Genomic DNA, 17,645 nt, shown 5'->3' with positions numbered 1-17,645 from the left:
CGGCTTCACTGCGCCGGGGACGCGAACGACACGTCCAGCGGGCCGGTGTAGCCCGGGAGCGTCACTCGATCGCGTGCCTTCACGTCCCAACCGAGCCCGTATGCGCTGACGTATTCCAGGTAGGTCTGCACCGCCGGGGCGGCCATCAGCGAGGCGCGCAGCTTGGTCGGGTCGCCGACCGCGGTGATCACGTAGGGCGGGGAGTAGACGCGGCCCTGGAGCAGCAGCGTGTTGCCGACGCAGCGCACCGCCGAGGTGGGGGCCAGGCGCTGGTCCATGAGCTGGATCCCGGTCGCGCCGCCGGCCCACAGCGCGTTCACCACGGCCTGCACGTCCTGCTGGTGGATGATCAGCCAGTCCGGCTGCGGCGCGGGGGCCCCGGCGGCCGGCTGGGCGTTCGGCGGGGCGTCGTTGAGGGTCACGGACAACGCCGAGCCGGTGACCGGGGTCAGGGCGACCCGGCCGGCCAGTGCGTCGGCCTGGTCCTGGGCCGCCTTGACCCGGGCGTCGGCGCTCTGCGCGCGGGTCAGCGCGTCCTGGTTCGCGCGCTGGGCCGCGACCTGCTCGGTAAGCTGTTGGTTGTGGGCGTTCTGCGCCCGGATCACGTCGGAGAGCTGAGCTCCCCGGTCCGGCCGGATGTCCCCCTGGCCGTTGGCGGTGTCCCTGGCCGTCAGGAACAACGCCCCGGCGAGGGCGAACACCAGCACCACACCGGTGTGCCAGGCCACTCGGGAGGGCCGGACGGAGCGCCGGCCGCCGGCCGGTTCCGGGCCGGTTCCCGATTCGGGTTCGTCCAGCTGATCGCGCCCTGACGCCATGGCGGATACGCTATCGGACGCACCCTGTCGCATGCCCGATCGAGGCCGCACAGCAGCCGAGCAATCCAGGAGTGAACCGTGCCCGAGTCCAAGGTCCGCAAGAAGGCCGCGTACACGCCGCCGCCGGACAAGAAGCAGCCGATCAAGCTGGACACCGGGAACCGGGTGGTGCTGCCGCTGATGGTCGGGTGCTTCGTGGTCGGCCTGCTGTGGATAGTGATCTACTACCTGTCGAACATGACGTACCCGGTGTCGGCGCTGGGCGGCTGGAACATGGCCGTCGGCTTCGGTCTGATCATCACCGGCTTCATCGCGTCCATGAAGTGGAAGTAGCGGCGGATCTTTTTCCGTGCCGTCGTCACCGACCGTGCCCGCCCGCTGCCTAACACAACATCCACAGGCTTATCCCCAGTGTGGATAAGTACCGGAAGCCTGTGGATAACTCTCCGGGCCGTCGGTGACGACCCTGGTCACACCGGGTGAGTACGCGGCGCCGTCGACCGTGCGCGTCCGGTTGGCCGGATCGTTCAGGTGCGCGGTGTGCACGGCGGTGGCGGCGATCGCCAGGGCCAGCACCAGGGCCATGGTGCCGAAGCCGAGCCAGTTGAGCAGCCGCACCTGCTGCTCCCGCGGCGCCCTGGCCTTGCCGAGCAGGCCGATCAGCTCCGGGGCGTAGGCGTAGACCGCGCCGATCAGCGCCCCGGCCACCACGCCGCCGACGTGGTCGCGCCAGTCGATGTTGGTGTTCTGCAGCGGGATGACGATGTTGATGACCAGCACCACGACGATCATCCCGGGGTCCAGGATCTTGCGCCGCAGCCCGATCACCACCAGGCAGCCGAAGACCGCGGAGATGGCGCCGGAGGCGCCCAGGCTCGCCGGGCTCAGCGGGGTCATGAACCAGTAGGACGTCACCGCCCCGGCCAGGCCGCCGATCAGGTAGACCAGGGCGAACCGCAGCCGGCCCAGCATCGCCTCCAGCATCGGGCCGATGAAGAACAGCGAGATCATGTTCGAGGCGATGTGCACGATGTTCGCGTGCAGGAACATGGAGGTGGCCAGGCGGTACCACTCGCCGTTGGCCACGCCTATCGGCTGGCCGTCCACCCAGGTGCCCTTGGCGATCAGCTCCAGCCGCATGTCCAGGGTGTTCACCTGGAACACCCCGCCGCCGGCGGCGCCGACCTGCGAGGTGCCGACGATGTGCTGCAGGCCGAACATCACGAAGTTCAGCGCGATCAGGCTGTAGGTGACCACCGGGACCACCCGGGGCCGCAGCACCGCGCCGAAGGGGGACCGGGCCTTGGGGACCTGCTGGGCGCCGCCGCGGACGCAGTCCGGACACTGGAACCCGACCGAGGCCGGCACCATGCACTCCGGGCAGATCCGGCGCTCGCAGCGGGTGCAGCGGATCTGCGCCTCCCGGCCCGGGTGCCGGTAGCACGCCGGGAGTTCGGTCGCGGGCACGGAGGGGCTGCCTGGGCTGCCTGGCGGCATCGTCACGGTGGTCCTTCTGCTACAGCTGCTACCGGTTCCGGTTTTCGACTGGCCGGTTCGAATGTAGAGGAAACGAACACGCGGGGCACGGAGTTTCCTCCGGGCCCCGCGCGTGCCGGGCTCAGCCCTCGCGGCGCTCGACGGTGATGCTCTCGATCACGACGTCCTGCAGCGGCCGGTCCTGCGCACCGGTCGGCACGGCCGAGATCTGGTCCACGACCTTGCGGCTGTCGGGGTCCACGACCTCGCCGAAGATGGTGTGCTTGCCGTTCAGGTGGGTCGGCCGGCGCGGGGTGGGCACGGTGATGAAGAACTGCGAGCCGTTGGTGCCCTTGCCGTTGCGGATCCCCGCGTTGGCCATCGCCAGCAGGTAGTCGCGGTCGTTGAAGGTCTGGTCCGGGTGCGGCTCGTCGTCGAAGACGTAGCCGGGGCCGCCGAAGCCCTGGCCCAGCGGGTCGCCGCCCTGGATCATGAACTGCGGGATGATCCGGTGGAAGATCGTGCCGTCGTACAGCGGCTTGGTCGACTTCTCGTTGGTCTCCGGGTGCGTCCACTCACGGGTCCCCTCCGCCAGACCCACGAAGTTCGCGACGGTCTTCGGCGCGTAGTCCGGAAGCAGTCGCACGACGATGTCGCCGTGGTTGGTCTTGATGGTGGCGTACAGGTTCTCGGCCACAGTCTGTTGCCTTTCGGTTTCTCTCGTATGGACGCTCTCCATCCTCGCACGGAAGCACGCTCACTCTCCGAGTAGCCCCAATGGCCCTGAGTGAGGTTGTCTGGAGGGGTGGCCGGGCAGGCACGAATTCGAGCCGCTTGCCAGGTCGACCCTGCTTCCGGCGGCGCTGTCCGACGGGGCCGCCGGGCAGCGGTGAACACCAGATGTGAGGAGAGGCGAGGCGACGATGAGGATGCCGTTCAGTCACGAGGAGCCGGCCGGCCGTATGGAGCGCGTGCGCTGCGCCGTCCGCGACAGGACCTCCGGCGCCGCGCAGACGGTCTCGGGGGCGGCCGGGACCGCCCAGTCCGCGGCGGTGCAGGCCGCCGGTGCCGCGCAGGGCACGGCGCTGCAGGTCGCCGACCGCGCGAACGTGGTCGCCCACCAGGTCGCCGACCGGGCCTCGGTCGCGGCCGGGGTGATGGCCGAGCGGGCCCGCCCGGTGGCCGCCGAGGCGGCGGCGCGCGGCGGCGCGGCCTGGCAGGCCATCCGCTACGGCGCGCCGCAGCCCTCGCCGATGGCGCGGATCGCCTCGGTCATGCCGGTGGCGGTGGTGACCACGGCGGCCCGGCGCGGACGTGCCCCGATCGGCCTGATGGTGCTCGGCGCGGCCGGCGCGGTCGGCCTGCTGTGGTGGCGCCGGTCGCGGTCCAACGCCGACAGCGTGTGGATCCTGGACTCCGACCCCGACATCGAGCCGGTCGGCCGCTGGCAGGAGCGCGACAGCCGGGCCGGGGCGGACGACACCATGGACTCCGGCCGCCGCGAGTCGCCGGCCAACCGCTGGCCCTGAGGTTCGTCCCGCCTGATCCGACCACCCCACCGAAAGGGGTCGCGGGATGATCGCCGTCGCGCTGGGGCTGCTCAGCCTCGTGGTGCTGATCGCCACCGGAGTGGCCGCCTCCAGCACGGGCGGTGACCACCTGACCTTCCTGGGGCTCGGCGTCCAGACGACAACGGCGCAGGTCTTCCTCACCGGCGCGATATTCGGCTGGGTCTTCGTGATCGCGCTCTGGTTGCTACGCCTGGGGATACACCGGTCGGGGACGCGGTGCGCCGAGCTGGCCGCGCGGCGCAGCCGGCGCGCGAGCCAGTGGCTCGGTTTCAGCCAGGACGACGCGGACGCCGACGGCTGGGGCGGATGGGACGAATGGGGCTCGGGCTCGGGCTCGAGTTCGGGCGCGGGTTCGGGTTCGGGCTTTGTGGGGTGGCGGGCGGGGAGTGACGGAATCGGCTGGAAGGCCGGCGGAGAGCGCTTCCAGGCCGGCCCCGTGCGTGACCGTGACGGCGCTCGTGACAACGCTTGTGGTGACGGCCGTGACGGCACCCTGCCCGACGGGATCGTCGGCCGGACCGGCGCGACTGGTCACGGACGCGGCACCCCATGGCGTCCCGACGGCGGCGCCGACAAGACATACCGGGCCGTCGCAGGAGCATCGGAGCAGCCTGGCCCGCTGGGCGGCGGCCACCCGCCGCGCCCAGTCACACGGGGTCTCCCCGGCCCCGGCATGGACGGCCGCGCTCAGCGCCGCCAGATCGGCGGCGGCCCCGGCCCGGTGCCGGGCGAGGACCGCGGAACCGAGGGCGAGCGCCGCCCCGGTGAGGGCCGTCAGTAGGCCCGCCAGGAGTGCGGCGTAGACCGTGGCCGAGCCGCGGTCACGGATCCGCTGCGTCATCGGAGTTCTCACCTTCCCCATCCCCAGCTGCGGTCTCATTGGATTCATTGGATTCATTGGTCTCGTCGGCCTCGTAGGCCTCGGCATGCACGGTGAACGCCCGCAGCAGCGGCAGCCCGGCCACCGGTGCGGCGACCACGACGCGGATCAGGCCGTCCGCGGTCGTGACGCGCACGGTGGAGCCCGGCGCGGCCCGGGCCACGGCGGTCTGGACGGCCGGGGCCGGCTCGCCGCGGGCGGCGGCCCGCGCTCCCAGTCGCGCGGCGTCGACACAGCGGATCTGTGTCACCAGACCGGCCAGGACCCCGGCGAGCGCCACGGTGAACAGCACCAGCGTCGGGATGGCCAGCGCCGCCTCGACCGTGGCGTAGCCGGCGTCCGGCTGTCCCGGCCGGCGCATCAGAACGCCGTGCTCAAAGCCTTGCGCAGCACCGCGGTGAGCCCGTTCTGCACCATCGAGCTGGTGATCACCTTGTACAGGATCACGGCGAAGGCGCAGGCCGCGAGGGTTCCGAGGGTGTACTCGACGGTGGACATGCCGTCGTCGCAACGGAGCCTTCGGCCGATGGGGTGTCTCATGGTTCTTCCTTCCGGTCAGAGCAGGTGGTGGGCCAGGCCCAGGACGATCGGGACGACCCCGATCAGGACGAAGGCGGGCAGGAAGCAGCCGGCCAGCGGGGCGACGCCCCGGACCCCGGCGCGCCTGGCGGCGGCGGTGCTCGCGGCGTGCCGTTCCTTGCGCAGATCCGTCGCGCAGGCCCGGATCGCGGCGACCGGCGGCGCGCCGGACAGGCCGGCCCGGCCGATGGCCTCGGCGACCGGGCGCAGTCCGGGTTCGCCGGCGACCACCCGCCAGGTGGTGATCGGGTTGCCGCCGAGCCGGAGCAGGTGCGCGACCTCTTGGAACCGGTCGGCCAACTCGGCCGCGGCCTGTTCGCCGAGGCTGCCGAGCCGGCCCGGCGGACGCAGGCAGTACGCCACCACCTCGGCGGCGCGCAGCGGATCGGCGCCGGAGGCCAGGCACGCGGCCAGCAGGTCCGCGGCGACGGGACATATGCGCGCCGTCGCTTCGCCCTGCCGGCGCTCGTGCCGGGCCGTGCTCCAGGGGTTGTGTCTCAAATGTTTGAGAAACCTCGCCCGCAGCCGCCTGCGCGCGGGGCCCGCCGGGCCGTCGCGAGCCGCGAGGAACGCCAGCCGGCGCGCCGGATGGTTCTGCTGTCGCTGCGGCCAGCAGAGCACTGACAAACCTGCCGAGACCCCGGCCACGACACCGGTGAATGCCACACCCAGGACGGTCATGACAGGGCCTCCGCCGACCGGGCGATTCGGTCCATCCACATCACGCCGCCCAGGACGAAGACGATCCCCAGGACCAGGCAGGTCTCGCCGACGCCGGTGTGCAGGAGCATGGGGATCGGCGAGAGCCCCATGCCGGAGCCGATGATCAGCCCGACCACCGGCAGCAGTGCCAGCAACCGCGCCGAGGTGCGGATCCCGGCGAGTTCGGCGTCGAGCTCGCGGCGCTGGGCGCGTTCGGCCCGCAGACCGTCGGCCAGTTCCCCGACCGCCGCGGTCATGCCCGCGCCGCCCTCGGCGACCTGCCAGCAGGCGGCCAGCGCGGCGAGCGCTTCGCGGCCTGGCGTCCCGGCGGCCGCGCGGAGCACGGTCACGACGTCGTCTCCGGTGGACAGCGGCCCGGCCAGGCGCACGGCCAGATCCGGGCACGCGGCGGAGGCGGCGTCCCGCAACGCCTCGCGTGCTTCCCGCCCGGCGTGCAGCTCGGAGCAGATGGTGACGCAGAGTTCGATGATCTCGGTCTGCCGTCGCTCGACGGCCATTCGCACGGTGTGCGCGGTCCACGCCCGGTACCCCCGCCACGCTCCGAAGGGCACCAGGAACGCCAGGACGGTTGAGCGGGCCAGCAAAGAACTGAGCACCCCCAACGCGATCGCCGACAGCACCGTCGGCCATGCCCCGGACAACCGCAGCCGCCATTTCGGGCCGCGGGGACCGCCCAGCACGGCCGTCTCCAGGCGACGGCGTGTGCCCGGTCCCGGGAAGGCCAGGACCGCCGAGGCGGCCAGGATCCCGGCCAGCGCGGAGTTCATCGGTGGCCTCCTCGGCGGGCCGGGGAGGGGCCGTAGTCGGCGACGAACGGTTCGTCCGAGCCGCTGCCGCCACTTCCGGGCGCGTTTTTGAGGACCGGCAGGAGACGGTCCGCGGCGGCCAGGGCCTCCTGCCAGCCGGCCAGTTTCTCCAGCTCGGCATCGGGATCCGCGGGGAGCTGCTTCTCAGGCGATTCCTGGGCTTGTTCCCGGACGTCGAAGCCCAGCAGGGAACTGAGACGCTCGGCGCCGGGGCCGTAGGACGCCCTGCCCTCGGCATCGAACGCGACCGCGGGGAGCACCTCTGTCTCCCCGAACCCGCGGTCGAGGGTGCCGATCGAGGCCAGCCGCCGTTTTCCCTTGTCCCGCACCAGATGCACGACCACCTGCACCGCGGAGGCGACCTGCGCGTGCAGGGCGTCGCGTCCCAGACCGGCCGGGGCGGCGAGGGCCTCGATCCGGGCCATGACGTCCTCGACCCCGTTGGCGTGCACCGTCGCGGCGCATCCGTCGTGTCCGGTGTTCATGGCGGCGAGCAGGTCCAGCACCTCGGGCCCGCGCACCTCGCCGACCACGACCCGGTCCGGCCGCATCCGCAGCGCCTGCCGGACCAGTGTCCGCAGGTTCACCGCGCCGCGGTTCTCCTGATTGGCGATCCGGCATTGCAGCCGCGCCACATGCGGATGGTCGACGACCACCTCGGCGCACTCCTCGGCCACCACGATCCGCTCGTCGGCCGGCACCAGGCCCAGCAGCGCGCCGAGCAGCGTCGTCTTGCCGCTGCCGGTGCCGCCGGTGACCAGATACGACACCCGCGCCGTGGCGACGGCGCGCAGCAGGCGCGCGCCGTGCTCGGTGGTCAGGCCGCCGGCGGTGAGCCGCTCGACGGTGAACGCCCGGCGCGGCGGGACCCGCAGGGAGATCAGCGTGCCCCGGACCGCCACCGGAGGCAGCACGGCGTGCAGGCGCGCGCCGTCGGGCAGGACGCCGTCCACGCACGGCGCCGCGTCGTCGAGCCGGCGCCCGGCGTGCGCGGCCAGGCGCTGCGCGAGCCTGCGGACCGCGGCCTCGTCGGGGAAGCGCACGTCGGCCCGGCTCAGTGTCCCGGCCCGCTCGATCCACACCGAGTCCGGGGCGTTGACCAGGACGTCGGTGACCTCCGGATCGGCCAGGAAGCGGTCCAGCACGCCGGCCCCGGTGAGCTCGGAGCGGACCTGGTAGGCCGCCGCGCGCAGATCGCGGCCGTCGAGCATGCACCCCTCGGCGCGCAGCGCGGCGAGGATGGCCTGCATGTCGATCCGCACCGGCGGCGTGGCCAGGCGGGTCCGGACCCGGTCCACGAGCGCGGCGTTCAGCCGCAGCCGCTCGGTTCCGGGCAGGGGCGCGGGGGACAGCGGCGCGGACGGCGACAGCGCAGAGGTTTGTGACAGTGCAGAGGCCGGTGACATCGAGGAGGGCGTCGGGGTGTTCATGCCGCCGCCCGGGACTCGGAGCCGCGCCGTCCGGACGGCAGGCCGAACAGGTCGTCCAGGAAGGTCCGGCAGAAGGCGGACACGGTGCCCCGGGCGCTGGCCCCCGGTGGTTCGCCGTGCTCGGCGGCGATCGGCAGCCGGCGGTCGGCGTTGATCACCCCGGCCAGCGGCAGGCCGCCCATGACATCCGTTATGTCGAGCGGTTCCAGCCCGCCGGGCGCCGGGAGCCGCACCACCACCCGCAGGTCCGGTGAGACCAGCCGGACCGCGGCGGCCAGCTGCGCGGCCGCCGCCGAGGCCCGGACCTCGGCCGGGACCACCATGAGCGTGACGTTGGCCAGCGCCAGCGCCTCGGTCGCGGCCTCGTCGAGGGCGCGCGGCAGGTCCACCACGACCAGGTCGCCGGCCTGCGCCAGAGCGGTGAGCACGGCGCGCACCGGCTCGGCGGCGACCGCCGGCAGCGGGAGGTCGCTGCGGGTGTGCGGCCAGGTGAGGATCGGCAGCCCGCGCTGTGGCCGGGCCGCCGCCCGCGCCGCGCTGCTGGTCCGGTCGCGGCTCGCGGCGCCGTCGGCGACTTCCCCGGATCCCTCTGAATCAGAGATTTCCAGGGCGATCACGCTTGCCCGGGAAAGGGATTCCGCTGATGAGGCGTCACCATTGAAGCGGCGTCCGCCGGACCACAGATCCTCGTTGATGTCAGGGGATGTCGTGCCGAACAACGGATTCCCGGATCCGGTGCCAATCTCGCCGTAGCCGTCGCCGCCGGCGGATCCGTCCGGCGGGAGCCAGGGGTCCGCCTTCGCCGGATCGGCAGGCGTCCCGCTGTCGTACCAGGGGTCATCGGGCCTCTCGGGGAACCTGCTCTCGTGGCCCGGCAGCCGGGCGGCGAGCCGCAGGGGCCCCTCGTCCTGCTCGTCCTGCTCGCCCTCCCCGGGCCGGACCCGCGGCCAGGCCAGGACCGGCAGCCGGTCCGCGCCGTCGCCGGCCAGGCCCAGGCCCGCGGCCAGGCCGTGCCGGGAGTGCGCGGCGTAGGTCGGCAGCGCGTCCCGCAGCGAGCGGCCGGACAGCCGGCCGTCGCGCCACTGCGCCAGCTCCGACCAGCGCGGTCCGGGCTCGGTCTCCAGCCCGAACAGCAGGTCGATGCCGCCGCCGGCGGGGTCCAGGTCGACCAGGGTCGAGCGCAGGCCGCGCCGCAGGCCGGCCAGGGCGAGGGCGGCGGCCAGCGTCGAGCCGCCGGCGCCGCCGCGCCCGGACAGCACCGCGACCACCGCGCCGGGCTCCTCGCGCGGGCTGTCGGCCTCGGCGAGCAGCCCGGCCAGCCAGCGCTCGCAGTCGGGCAGGATCAGCACGTGCGCGGCGCCCACGGCGCTGCCGCGCTGCCAGACCGAGGCGTCGTCCAGGTCGCGGCCGATCAGCGCCACCTCGGGCCGGTGCGGCAGCCCGGCCCGGGCCACCTCGCCGGTCTGGTCGGCGCCGACCAGCACCAGCGGCGCGGTGGACCAGCGGCGGCGCGCGGCGCTGGGACCGGGCACGATGTCGATCCGCACGCCGGCCTCGGCGGCCACCCGCAGCAGCGCCTCGGCCAGCGCCGGATCGGAGGTCACGGCCAGCGGGGCCGGAGTCGACGCCGGCCCCGGCCCCGAGTCATGGCGGGTCAGGGCATCACGGCGGGACGGGGTGTCTGGACGGCGGCCGCGGCCCGGCCGGCCGGACACCGGATGCTGGGTGAGGTCTGGCATGGCGGCTCCCTGGGATCGGGGCCCGCCTTCGGTCGGCGGGGCACCGGCCCACGGTCGCCGAGGAATCGCAGAGTGCGCCAGGAGTGGCGGAAGCACTTGTGGATAAACCCGGGGTGGGGATAACCGCTATCCCCCGTTCGGTCTAGTGGCGACGCTGTTATTGGATGCGCGGTCTTAGTTCGTGTGCGAACTTGTGGATTTCTCAGGGAAGGGCATAACCCGACAACGAAATATCTGAACGTCTGTTGTCGGAACTGTGCCGGATCCGCGCAGAATCTGTCGCCGATGCCCGTCGTGGCGTTTGCGGGAGGGGCGGATCGGGGCTGGGAGGCCGGTCGCGGGGGTGGTGCGGCTTCCCTGAGGTCCGCACGATCCCCGCCCGGCGGAGCCGACCGCCCGGAGGCGGGCGGGGCGCCGAAGTGGGAAAAGTGAAGACCCCCGCCGGGGGGGAGAGCGGGGGTCTTCTCCACGACCAGGCTCGGGGGGGAGGAGCCGGGCCGTGGTAGCACGGTCGCGAACGATCCGTGACTTCCATGGTGTACCCGAGGCTCGCAGAATGCAAACCCCGCCCTCATCCATTACGCCGAATGACTGAAGAGAGGCCCTCTACCGGGCGCAACTGCGCTTCAAAGCCGTCACTGAGGGCGCAACTGAAGCGGTCCCGGCGTAGGACCTACCAACGACGCTATCCTCGATTGTGTGGATGAGCATGCGGACGCACGTGCGGATGGCGCGGGCCGTCCGGCGGCCTTCTTCGACCTGGACAAGACGATCATCGCCAAGTCCTCCACCCTGGCCTTCGGCCGGTCGTTCTACAACGGCGGGCTGATCAACCGGCGCGCCGTGCTGCGGACGGCGTATGCCCAGTTCGTGTACCTGGCCGGCGGTGCGGACCACGACCAGATGGAGCGGATGCGGCAGTTCCTGTCGGCGATGGCCACCGGCTGGGACGTGGAACAGGTCAAGGAGATCGTCGCCGAGACCCTGCACGACCTGATCGACCCGTTGATCTACTCCGAGGCCGCGGCGCTCATCGCCGAGCACAAGGCCGCCGGGCGCGACGTGGTGATCGTCTCCACCTCCGGTTCGGAGGTGGTCGAGCCGATCGCCGAGATGCTCGGCGCGGACCTGGCGGTCGGGACCCGGATGGCGGTCGGCGAGGACGGCAAGTACAGCGGGGAGATCGAGTTCTACGCCTACGCCGAGAACAAGGCGAAGGCGATCGTGGAACTGGCCGCCGAGCGGGGCTACGACCTGAGCAGGTCCTTCGCCTACAGCGATTCGGCGACCGACGTCCCGATGCTGGAGTCGGTCGGCCACCCCTACGCGGTGAACCCCGACCGGGCCCTGCGCAAGGAGGCCACGGCCCGCGAGTGGCCGATCCTGGTCTTCGACAAGCCGGTGGCGCTGCGCTCCCGGGTGGGCGAGCTGGCCGCCAAGCCCGCGGTCTCCGGGACGGCCCTCGGGCTCGCGCTGGCCACGGCCGGGACGATCTGGTGGCTGGGGACGCGCGGGCGGCGCCGGCGCGGCTCCGGGCCGGCCTGAGGCCGGCAGGCGGTCTTTTGAGGCCTCTGGGTCGGTCTTGAGGTCTCTGGGTAGGTCTTGAGGTCCCTGAGGCGGTCTTGAGGCCTTTGAGGTGATCCGAGGCCGTCGGCGGCCGGGGCTGAACCCTCAGCCCGAGATGCCGGGTCGGCCCGGCATCTCGGTCCGTCCGGCCCGCCGCGGCGCCGGGTCCGCCCGCCGGTTGTGGACCGAGCGCACCACGACCAGGCGGTCGGTCAGCTCGATGGTGCCGATCGCGACGTCGTCGTAGCGCATGGTCCGCGAGCCGCGGATCACCGCCAGAACCGGCTCCTTCACGGCCCCGGGCTCCTTGCCCGCGTCGCCGGTGTCGGCCGGGCGCTCCAGCAGCTCCAGGCCGTCGCCGTAGGACAGCAGGTCCTGCACGACCTGGCTGACCTTGGGGCTGATGGTGGCCACGCCCAGCAGCTGCCCGGCGGTGTCGGAGCTGGTGACCACCGAGGAGGCGCCGCTCTGGCGCAGCAGCGGGGCGTTCTCGGCCTCCCGGACCGAGGCCACCACTGTGGCGCGGCGGGTGAGGCGGCGCACCGTCAGCGTGGTCAGCACCGCGGTGTCGTCGCGGTTCGCGCTGATCACCACGTTCCTGGCCTTGGCGACCTCCGCGCGCTCCAGCACCTCGCCGCGGCTGCCGTCGCCGAGGATGCCGGCCAGGCCGCGCCGGTTGGCCTCGGCGATCCGCGCCGGATCGGTGTCGACCACCACGATCGACTCGGGGCTGTGGCCGTTCTTCAGCAGCGTCTGCACCGCGGAGCTGCCCTTGGTGCCGTAGCCGACCACGACGGTGTGATCCCGCACCTTCGACCTCCACCTCTCCTGCCGCCACTCGGTGCGGGTCCGCTCGGTGAGCACCTCCAGGGTCGTGCCGACCAGCACCAGCAGGAACAGCACGCGCAGCGGTGTCACGACCAGGGTGTTGATCAGCCGGGCCGGGTCGCTGACCGGCACCACGTCGCCGTAGCCGGTGGTCGACAGGGTCACGGTGGCGTAGTAGAAGGCTGTGAGCCAGCCGATCGGCTTGCCGGAGGAGTCGCGGTAGCCGGCCCGTCCCAGATAGACGATCACCGCCGAGAGCACCAGGATCCCCAGCGCCAGCAGGACCCGCTTGAACACCGCCCACAAGGGGCCCGAGACCGCGCGCGGCAGCACGATCGTCGGGCGGAACGGGGCCGCGTACGTGGTGTTCTCGCTCAGACCGTCAGCACCTCCACCCGCTGCCCGGCACCGAGGGCGACCACCCCTCCCCCCGGCGGTACGACGGCCAGCCCGTCGGCCAGCGCCAGCCCGCGCAGCATCGCCGGACCGGTGAACCGCAGGGGGACCGCGGAGGCGTCGGTGACGGAGACGGGCACCAGTCGAGTGTCGGTCGGATGGGTGCTGACGGCATCCCCGAGCGGCAGGAAGTGTGAGGCGTCCGCCAAGCCTGACAGCCGGCGCAGCAGCGGCCGCACCACGGTGACGAAGCCGACGACCGCCGCCAGCGGGTTGCCCGGGAGCCCGGCGACGAACCGGCGGTGCTGCCGGGTTCCGCCGTACTGAGCGAGCAGCATAGGGTGCCCCGGCCGCACCGAGACGCCGTCGACGAGCATCCGCGCGCCGAGTTCGCCCAGCACCTGGTGCACGTGGTCCATCGGGCCGCGGGCCGTGCCGCCGGTGGTGATCACCACGTCGGCCGGGGAGGAGGCGACGGTCGCGAGCAGTTCCCTGGCGTCGTCGGCGACCCGGCTCACCGTCAGCTCGACCCCGAGCGCCTCGAGCCAGGCGGTGAACATCGGCCCGAGCGCGTCCCGGATCCGGGCGCCGTCCGGCAGGCCCGATTCGGCCAGCTCGTCGCCGATGACCACCAGGGCGACCCGGGGGCGCTCGTGGACCGGCAGGTCGTCGTAGCCCGCGGCGGCGGCCAGGCCCAGGACCGCGGGGGTGACGCGGGTGCCGGCCGACAGCAGGGTCTCGCCGCGGCGCGACTCCTGGCCCTGCGGCCGGATGTCGGTCCCTATCGGCAGGTCCAGTTCGGAGCCGCGCAGGGTGCGCGTGGCGGCGGTGGTGCCGCTGGAGACCGCGGCGTAGAAGCGCTGTGGTGCGGCCGCCGCGGTTGACGCGGTCGCCGCTGCCGCGGCGGCCGGAACGGTGCGGTCGCGGTGTCCGTCGCCGCTGTCGCCGACGTGCAGCCTGCCGTGCTCGTCGACGACGCCGCGCTCCCGCCGCAGCACCGACGAGGCCCCGGACGGCACCCGGGCCCCGGTGGCGATCTCCACCGCGTCGCCGTCGCCGAGCCGGGTCGCCTCCTGCCCGGCCAGCACCTGCCCGGCGACCCGCCACGGCCCGGGCCCGGCCACCGCCCAGCCGTCCATCGCCGAGGTCGCGAACGGCGGCAGGTCGACCAGCGCGGACAGCGACTCGGCGAGGACCGCGCCGCGGGCCTGGGCCATGGGGACGCGGGTGACGGGCAGCGGGATCGCCGCGGCGCCGGCGATCTTGCGGGCCTCGGCCCAGGACGTGTTCACCGGCCGCCGGATCCTGTGGAGTCGCTGGAGCTGCCGGAGCTGCCGGAGTCGCTGGAGCTGCCGGAACCGCTGGCGCTGCTGGAGCTGCTGGAGCTGTTACCGGACTCGGCGCCAGAGCCGATGCCGGACCTGGCGCCGGACTTGGCACCGGACGCAGCGCCGGCCTGATGCCCGGCCGCGCCCACGGATCCGGGGACTGCGCCGCCAGACGTGACTGTGCCGCCAGTCGTGACCGTGCCGCCGGGCGTCCCGGCCGCCGGGCTCGCCGCCACCGAACCGCCGACCGTCCCGCTCACCGCGCCGGGGCCGCGGGCCGCGCCGTCGGCGGCCGGGTCCCAGGCCTGAGCCAGGGCGCTGAGCTTCGCGATCGGCCCGTCCAGCGCGCCGCGGCCGCCGCCGGCCGAGCTGCGCAGCCCGACCGCGTATCCGGCCAGGAACGTGGTCAGCGGCGCGGCCGGTCGCAGAACGTTGTGGGCCGCGACCCCGGCCAGGCCGAGGATCGCGTCCAGATCGCCCTCGGCGAGTTCGTGCCCCGTCAGCCCGAGTTCGGCCGCCGCGGCGGCGCACCAGTCGGCGAGCAGCTTCTTGTCGTCCATGTCCCCCATCTTCGTCTTTGTGGCGGGTCGTGTCGCGACCAGAGCGCGGGCCGCGTGAACGGCGTCCCACGTGTCGCAGTCCGCGGTGACGCCGCGCGTGTCGGGGATCCGGGTCGTGTCCAGCTCTTCGACGATCGCGAACAGGCGTGCGCCCCGCAACTCCGACAGTGCGCCCAATGCTGCCGCGAGCGCGTTACGCCGATATATCGCCGCGAGCGGCTGGTCCTTGCCCCGCTCGTCGGTGAAGAGCACTGCGTCGGCGGTCAGCGAGCGCCGCAGAAGGGTGACGGCTTGCTCGTCCAGGAACGGCAGATCGGCGGCGAAGACGGCCACGTGTCCGGCCGAGCCCACGGCCATCCCCGCGGCCAGCGCCGGCACCGGCCCTCCGCCGGGCGGGTACTCGCGGGTGAACACCACCGGTCGGGCCACCGGCCGCGGCGGGCCCACGACCGCGACCGACGCCGCGCCCCGGCAGGCGGCCAGCACCCGGTCGAGCATGCTGATCCCGCCGACCTCGAGCGCCGGTTTGTCCGCCCCGTCCAGCCGGCGCGCGCCGCCGCCGGCCAGAACGATCGCGTCGAAGGGTTCTCCGGGTCCGCTCAGAGCCTCCATGCCGCCACCCTAACCCGGTGTGGCCATCCAGTAGAACGTGTTCTAATCTGACGAGTGCTCAGATCGCGTCCGAGTCCCCGTGCACCGCCGACCGGGCGCACAGCCAGCACCTTCAGCACTCGCCCGTCCAGCCGATCACGCCGACCGCGGGAGACGCCGCCGCATGCACCCTCCGGAACACCTGGCCTACACCCCGGCCCAACGAGCCCTGCGAGCCGAGCTGCGGACCTACTTCGCCGCACTGGTCACCGAGGAGGTCCGCCACGATCTGCGCCTGCCCGACACCTCCACCGAAACGGCCCGCACCCTGCACCGGAAACTCGGCGCGGACGGCTGGCTCGGAGTGGGCTGGCCTCAGGAGTACGGCGGGCGCGGCCTGACGCCGGTCGAGCAGTTCGTCTTCTTCGACGAGGCGGCGCGCGCCGGCTGTCCGATGCCCCTGGTGGCGCTCAACACCGTCGGCCCGACGCTGATGCGCTTCGGGACGCGGGAACAGAAGGACCTGCTCCTGCCGGGCATCCTCTCCGGGGAGATCGACGTCGCGGCCGGCTACTCCGAGCCCGGCGCCGGCACCGATCTGGCGAGTCTGACCACGCGCGCCGTGCGCACCGAGGACGGCAGCGCTTATGTGGTCAACGGCCAGAAGATCTTCACGACCCACGGTGACTCCGCGGAGTACGTCTGGCTGGCCTGCCGGACCGACCCGGAAGCGCCGAAGCACAAGGGCATCTCGATCCTGCTGGTCGACACCCGCGACCCGGGCTTCGAGGCGACGCGGATCCACACCATCGCCTCGCACTACACGACCGCCACGTACTACCGCGACGTCCGCGTCCCGGTGACCATGCGGGTCGGGGCCGAGAACGAGGGCTGGAAACTGATCACCACGCAGCTGAACCACGAGCGGGTGGCGCTGGCAGCGGTGGCCCAGGGAGTGATCCGCTCCTTCGCCAAGGTGCAGAGCTGGGCTATGGAGACACCGGCTGCGGGCGGGCTCCGGGTCATAGATCTGCCCTGGGTGAAGAACACCATGGCGCGCGCCTATGTCCGCATCAGCGGTCTGCGGCTCCTTAACGGTCAGATGGTCGCGGCGCTGCAGAAGGACCAGACCGGCGGCCACCTGTCCCCCGCGGACGCTTCCGCGGCGAAGGTGCACGGGACGGAAACGCATATAGAGGCGCTGGCGGAGTTGCTCCAGGTGCTCGGCGCAGGTGGAGTCCTGAAGACGGGCTCCCCCGGCGCGCTCCTGGCCGGCGACCTCGAATTCCTCTACCGCTACGCGGTGACCAACACCTTCGGCGGCGGGGCCAACGAGATCCAGCGGGAGATCATCGCGATGACCGGGCTGGCGATGCCCAGGGTGCGGAGATAGGGAGAACTGTGGAGACCGATCCGCTGTACGAGACAGTGTCCGCGCACATAGCCGATCCGCCGTCGGAGCCGGTCCCGGCCTGGGACCCGGTGAACCAGCCGATGATCCGGCACTGGTGCGACGCGATGGGCGACGAGCTGCCGATCTACACCGACCCGGCGGCGGCGCGCCGGGCCGGCCACCCCGACGTGGTCGCACCGCCGGCCTCGTTGCAGGCCTGGACGATGCCCGGACTGCGGATGCGCGGGGCCCAGGACGGGTCCACGCGCGCCCAGGCCACGCTGATCGAGGCGGGCTACCGCGCCGTGGTGGCGACCGACTGCGAGCAGACCTATCACCGGTACCTCACTGTGGGGGACCACCTGTACGCCACCACGCGGCTCGACTCCGTGTCGCCGCTTAAGAGGACGGCGCTCGGCGCGGGCTACTTCCTGACCTCGATCACCGAATACCGCGATCAGCACGGCGAAGTGGTCGGCGAGATGTTGTTCCGGACTCTGTGGTTCAAGCCCGCGCGGGCGCAGGACACAGGGGCACAGGCATGAACCGTCCCCAGCCGGTGATCGGCCGCGACAACGCTTACTACTGGGAGGGCGTCGCCAAGGGCGACGTCCTCATCCAGAAATGCACAGCTTGTGGATCGCTCCGGCATCCTCCGTCTCCCATGTGCCCGGACTGTCAGTCCCTGGACTGGACGACCGTGAAGGCGACCGGCCGTGCGGTCCTGCACAGCTACACGATCTGCCATCACCCGCTGCCGCCCTGGGAAGAGGGCCCCTATGCGGTTGTCCTCATAGCCGTGGAAGTAGAGGACGGTGACACGCGGCCGCGCATTGTGTGTGGGACACGCGGCATCGCCAATGAGGACCTGCGTATAGAGATGGCGCTGAGTCTCGTTTACGAGGACGGGCTCGTGTTCGCCGGACCGGAGGTCTCGCCGTGACAGTCGTGGACCAGCCCG

18 protein-coding genes and 1 pseudogene are annotated in these 17,645 nt (G+C 72.7%); 6 read left to right on the top strand and 13 right to left on the bottom strand.

Translation table 11 applies throughout. The features are described from left to right. Window positions 1-5: 5 nt before the first annotated feature. Complete coding sequence (locus tag ABIA35_RS02345; RefSeq protein ID WP_370343204.1) at window positions 6-818, bottom strand: DUF881 domain-containing protein; 813 nt, start codon at window positions 816-818, stop codon at window positions 6-8. Between the two features lie 78 nt (window positions 819-896). On the opposite strand from ABIA35_RS02345, the gene crgA reads away from it, so the two are divergent. Further along, complete coding sequence (crgA, locus tag ABIA35_RS02340) at window positions 897-1,151, top strand: cell division protein CrgA (RefSeq protein WP_370343203.1); 255 nt, start codon at window positions 897-899, stop codon at window positions 1,149-1,151. Between the two features lie 69 nt (window positions 1,152-1,220). Here the strand turns inward: crgA and ABIA35_RS02335 are convergent, their stop codons facing one another. Together ABIA35_RS02335 and ABIA35_RS02330 are read right to left on the bottom strand one after the other, a co-directional pair. Continuing rightward, window positions 1,221-2,285 (bottom strand): rhomboid family intramembrane serine protease, encoded by a 1,065-nt coding sequence (locus ABIA35_RS02335; protein WP_370343201.1) that lies wholly within the window; start codon window positions 2,283-2,285, stop codon window positions 1,221-1,223. Window positions 2,286-2,436: 151 nt separating this feature from the next. Then, a complete protein-coding gene (locus ABIA35_RS02330) occupies window positions 2,437-2,991 on the bottom strand; it encodes a peptidylprolyl isomerase (protein ID WP_370343200.1) in 555 nt (184 codons plus the stop codon). A 226-nt stretch (window positions 2,992-3,217) separates the two neighbouring features. Here ABIA35_RS02330 and ABIA35_RS02325 point away from each other — a divergent pair, with 226 nt between their 5' ends. Further along, window positions 3,218-3,823: a hypothetical protein gene (locus tag ABIA35_RS02325; RefSeq protein WP_370343199.1), complete on the top strand. Its 606-nt coding sequence runs from the start codon at window positions 3,218-3,220 to the stop codon at window positions 3,821-3,823. A gap of 226 nt (window positions 3,824-4,049) precedes the next feature. On the opposite strand, the gene ABIA35_RS02320 is transcribed toward ABIA35_RS02325, so the two are convergent. The 7 genes and pseudogenes from ABIA35_RS02320 to ssd all read right to left on the bottom strand — a co-directional run bounded on the left by ABIA35_RS02320 (window position 4,050) and on the right by ssd (window position 10,022). Continuing rightward, on the bottom strand, window positions 4,050-4,706 hold the full coding sequence (locus tag ABIA35_RS02320; RefSeq protein ID WP_370343259.1) for an Rv3654c family TadE-like protein: 657 nt from the start codon (window positions 4,704-4,706) through the stop codon (window positions 4,050-4,052). Further along, on the bottom strand, window positions 4,687-5,106 hold the full coding sequence (locus ABIA35_RS02315; protein WP_370343198.1) for a TadE family type IV pilus minor pilin: 420 nt from the start codon (window positions 5,104-5,106) through the stop codon (window positions 4,687-4,689). Before ABIA35_RS02315 ends, ABIA35_RS02320 begins: the two co-directional genes overlap by 20 nt. Then, window positions 5,106-5,285 carry a DUF4244 domain-containing protein gene (locus ABIA35_RS02310; protein ID WP_370343196.1) on the bottom strand — a complete coding sequence of 60 codons (180 nt, stop codon included), beginning with the start codon at window positions 5,283-5,285 and terminating at the stop codon, window positions 5,106-5,108. Before ABIA35_RS02310 ends, ABIA35_RS02315 begins: the two co-directional genes overlap by 1 nt. Window positions 5,286-5,300: 15 nt before the next feature. Continuing rightward, window positions 5,301-6,005, bottom strand: a complete 705-nt coding sequence (locus ABIA35_RS02305) for a type II secretion system F family protein (protein WP_370343195.1) — start codon at window positions 6,003-6,005, stop codon at window positions 5,301-5,303. Then, window positions 6,002-6,814 carry a type II secretion system F family protein gene (locus tag ABIA35_RS02300; RefSeq protein WP_370343193.1) on the bottom strand — a complete coding sequence of 271 codons (813 nt, stop codon included), beginning with the start codon at window positions 6,812-6,814 and terminating at the stop codon, window positions 6,002-6,004. The genes ABIA35_RS02305 and ABIA35_RS02300 overlap by 4 nt, the downstream gene beginning before the upstream one ends. 209 nt (window positions 6,815-7,023) lie before the next feature. Further along, window positions 7,024-8,166, bottom strand: a pseudogene (locus tag ABIA35_RS02295) (TadA family conjugal transfer-associated ATPase); the annotation flags it as partial. Between the two features lie 113 nt (window positions 8,167-8,279). Then, window positions 8,280-10,022: a septum site-determining protein Ssd gene (ssd, locus tag ABIA35_RS02290; RefSeq protein ID WP_370343191.1), complete on the bottom strand. Its 1,743-nt coding sequence runs from the start codon at window positions 10,020-10,022 to the stop codon at window positions 8,280-8,282. Between the two features lie 699 nt (window positions 10,023-10,721). On the opposite strand from ssd, the gene ABIA35_RS02285 reads away from it, so the two are divergent. Continuing rightward, window positions 10,722-11,567, top strand: coding sequence for an HAD family hydrolase (locus ABIA35_RS02285; RefSeq protein WP_370343190.1), 846 nt, complete (start codon window positions 10,722-10,724; stop codon window positions 11,565-11,567). Between the two features lie 126 nt (window positions 11,568-11,693). Here ABIA35_RS02285 and ABIA35_RS02280 read toward each other — a convergent pair whose 3' ends face one another. From ABIA35_RS02280 to ABIA35_RS02270, 3 genes are read right to left on the bottom strand one after another with little or no spacing between them, the layout of a single operon-like run. Continuing rightward, complete coding sequence (locus tag ABIA35_RS02280) at window positions 11,694-12,749, bottom strand: TrkA family potassium uptake protein (RefSeq protein WP_370356342.1); 1,056 nt, start codon at window positions 12,747-12,749, stop codon at window positions 11,694-11,696. Window positions 12,750-12,790: 41 nt separating this feature from the next. Beyond that, on the bottom strand, window positions 12,791-14,104 hold the full coding sequence (locus tag ABIA35_RS02275; protein WP_370343188.1) for a molybdopterin molybdotransferase MoeA: 1,314 nt from the start codon (window positions 14,102-14,104) through the stop codon (window positions 12,791-12,793). Beyond that, window positions 14,101-15,312, bottom strand: coding sequence for an NTP transferase domain-containing protein (locus ABIA35_RS02270; RefSeq protein ID WP_370343187.1), 1,212 nt, complete (start codon window positions 15,310-15,312; stop codon window positions 14,101-14,103). The genes ABIA35_RS02275 and ABIA35_RS02270 overlap by 4 nt, the downstream gene beginning before the upstream one ends. A 163-nt stretch (window positions 15,313-15,475) precedes the next feature. On the opposite strand from ABIA35_RS02270, the gene ABIA35_RS02265 reads away from it, so the two are divergent. From ABIA35_RS02265 to ABIA35_RS02255, 3 genes are read left to right on the top strand one after another with little or no spacing between them, the layout of a single operon-like run. Beyond that, a complete protein-coding gene (locus tag ABIA35_RS02265; RefSeq protein ID WP_370343185.1) occupies window positions 15,476-16,684 on the top strand; it encodes an acyl-CoA dehydrogenase family protein in 1,209 nt (402 codons plus the stop codon). Between the two features lie 8 nt (window positions 16,685-16,692). Continuing rightward, window positions 16,693-17,229, top strand: coding sequence for a MaoC family dehydratase N-terminal domain-containing protein (locus ABIA35_RS02260; protein ID WP_370343184.1), 537 nt, complete (start codon window positions 16,693-16,695; stop codon window positions 17,227-17,229). Further along, window positions 17,226-17,627 carry a Zn-ribbon domain-containing OB-fold protein gene (locus ABIA35_RS02255; RefSeq protein ID WP_370343183.1) on the top strand — a complete coding sequence of 134 codons (402 nt, stop codon included), beginning with the start codon at window positions 17,226-17,228 and terminating at the stop codon, window positions 17,625-17,627. The genes ABIA35_RS02260 and ABIA35_RS02255 overlap by 4 nt, the downstream gene beginning before the upstream one ends. Window positions 17,628-17,645 lie beyond the last annotated feature (18 nt).

Origin of the sequence: Catenulispora sp. MAP12-49, assembly GCF_041262705.1 — a bacterium.
Lineage (GTDB): Bacteria > Actinomycetota > Actinomycetes > Streptomycetales > Catenulisporaceae > Catenulispora.
This window is presented reverse-complemented; position numbering and strand designations above follow the sequence as displayed.

Coding starts and splice junctions, on each gene's coding strand:
- ABIA35_RS02345 (WP_370343204.1), bottom strand. CDS start 818: ATGGCGTCAGGGCGCGATCAGCTGGACGAACCCGAATCGGGAACCGGC.
- ABIA35_RS02325 (WP_370343199.1), top strand. CDS start 3,218: ATGAGGATGCCGTTCAGTCACGAGGAGCCGGCCGGCCGTATGGAGCGC.
- ABIA35_RS02320 (WP_370343259.1), bottom strand. CDS start 4,706: ATGACGCAGCGGATCCGTGACCGCGGCTCGGCCACGGTCTACGCCGCA.
- ABIA35_RS02315 (WP_370343198.1), bottom strand. CDS start 5,106: ATGCGCCGGCCGGGACAGCCGGACGCCGGCTACGCCACGGTCGAGGCG.
- ABIA35_RS02310 (WP_370343196.1), bottom strand. CDS start 5,285: ATGAGACACCCCATCGGCCGAAGGCTCCGTTGCGACGACGGCATGTCC.
- ABIA35_RS02305 (WP_370343195.1), bottom strand. CDS start 6,005: ATGACCGTCCTGGGTGTGGCATTCACCGGTGTCGTGGCCGGGGTCTCG.
- ABIA35_RS02300 (WP_370343193.1), bottom strand. CDS start 6,814: ATGAACTCCGCGCTGGCCGGGATCCTGGCCGCCTCGGCGGTCCTGGCC.
- ssd (WP_370343191.1), bottom strand. CDS start 10,022: ATGCCAGACCTCACCCAGCATCCGGTGTCCGGCCGGCCGGGCCGCGGC.
- ABIA35_RS02270 (WP_370343187.1), bottom strand. CDS start 15,312: ATGGAGGCTCTGAGCGGACCCGGAGAACCCTTCGACGCGATCGTTCTG.
- ABIA35_RS02265 (WP_370343185.1), top strand. CDS start 15,476: ATGCACCCTCCGGAACACCTGGCCTACACCCCGGCCCAACGAGCCCTG.
- ABIA35_RS02255 (WP_370343183.1), top strand. CDS start 17,226: ATGAACCGTCCCCAGCCGGTGATCGGCCGCGACAACGCTTACTACTGG.